Source organism: uncultured Planktosalinus sp., from assembly GCF_963973675.1.
Classification (GTDB): Bacteria; Bacteroidota; Bacteroidia; order Flavobacteriales; family Flavobacteriaceae; genus Planktosalinus.
In genome coordinates, this window is record NZ_CAXBAN010000487.1 from 1 (window position 1) to 1,531 (window position 1,531).

General features: G+C 46.4%; 2 protein-coding genes. Both read left to right on the plus strand.

The window, feature by feature from the left end; all coding sequences use genetic code 11:
• Positions 1-208: 208 nt before the first annotated feature.
• The gene (locus AACY61_RS13595; protein WP_339612123.1) at positions 209-706 is read left to right on the plus strand and encodes an outer membrane beta-barrel protein; all 498 of its coding nucleotides are present in this window, start codon (positions 209-211) and stop codon (positions 704-706) included.
• An 87-nt stretch (positions 707-793) separates the two neighbouring features.
• Complete coding sequence (locus tag AACY61_RS13600; protein WP_339612124.1) at positions 794-1,369, plus strand: hypothetical protein; 576 nt, start codon at positions 794-796, stop codon at positions 1,367-1,369.
• Positions 1,370-1,531: the final 162 nt, after the last annotated feature.

The window sequence follows — 1,531 nt, forward strand, 5'->3', positions numbered from 1 at the left end:
TTACACTTCCTGACCACCCTTTCCGGCCCGCAATCTGAAAACAAGACTCGCCCAAACCCTATCTGCAAGCGCTTTAGTGGGTTAGCAGATTGAGAAGTCACCTCAAGAAAAAAATGTAAAAAAAAATGTTTCTAAATGTTTACCTGTTCCAAAATGAACTATTAACCCCATGAACAAAACATTAAAATTAAGAATCAATTAAAAAATTATGATGAAAAAAGTTATTTTAAGTCTGGCATTCCTGGCTGGGGCCACATCGGTATCCTATGCTCAAATCGAAACCAAAATAGGCGCTCACATCGCCTATGGGTCTGAAATTGAAAACCCGGGGGCCGGGGTCAATGCCGAGTTTGGCCTGACCGACAAACTGAGTCTCGCACCCTCGTTTACCTATTTCTTTCCAAAAGACTACGGCTACTTAGACCAGAAAATGTGGGAAGCCAATGCCAATGCACACTTTTACTTTATGAACGCAGGGGCTGTGGGTCTTTATGGACTGGGCGGACTCAATTATGCCAATGTAACTGTGGACACCGACTACTTTGGGGAATCTGTTTCCGACAGTGAAGGTGAAATTGGCTTCAATATCGGGGCCGGAAGCAACTTCAACCTCGGCGGAAGCATCACGCCCTTTGCAGAATTGAAATATGTAATCAGTGAATTTGACCAACTGGTCGTCGCTGCCGGCGTACGCTTTAACCTTTAATACCTGTTCTGCAGCACAAGGCAAGCAAGGGGATTGCATCCGCCTTGGGCTGCAGGCTTTTAACTTAAAACAACAAATTATAAACAGATGAAATATACAGTTAACAAATTCAGTAAATTTTTAGTCCTGGGGCTTGTTGCTCTTGTACTGACCGCCTGTCCTAAAGACGACGACGGTATGGAGACGGTCAATGAAACCGGGGAAGCATCCTTTACGGTTACCGGCGATGTCAACCGAGAAGAATCAGGAACTGCAACACATATTTTACTGGAAAACGAACCCGGAGTAGTGCAAGTCTGGTGGGTATTGATGAAAGATGCATCACCGCAAACCTTTACACTCGAGCCCTCCCTGATGACCACCTCGGGTGCTGCCGAAGCCCCGAAACCGGGTACTTATCAAATAGGGGAGGCCCTCGAACTCCAAGACATGACATTCCAGCTGATTTACAACCACTTTCCTGACGGGAATTTTGAGAACAAGACCGAATACAGTACCCACTTTGACGGGGAGGGCACCCTCACCATCCATAGTGTGGAGGGCGAGTGGGTAACAGCCAGCTATGAGGTAACAGCACATACCTATGACGATAACTTTCAAAACATCGAGGGAACCGTTACCATCGCCGGTTCGTTTACCTCTAAATTAATACCCAACAATTAAAAAAAAGAACAAATGAAACAAACACGAAGACACAGCCTGCACCTACTTGGCATCCTGTTACTCACTATAGCAGGACTTCAGGCTCAGGAAAACACAGCCCAAACCGACCTCCTTGTCGGGGTCTGGGAAGTACAGGGCACCGAAATGGGCGAGAGGGAATCG

Bases quoted from the DNA above. Each gene is read 5' to 3' on its own strand.
- AACY61_RS13595 (WP_339612123.1), top strand. From the start codon at position 209: ATGATGAAAAAAGTTATTTTAAGTCTGGCATTCCTGGCTGGGGCCACA.
- AACY61_RS13600 (WP_339612124.1), top strand. From the start codon at position 794: ATGAAATATACAGTTAACAAATTCAGTAAATTTTTAGTCCTGGGGCTT.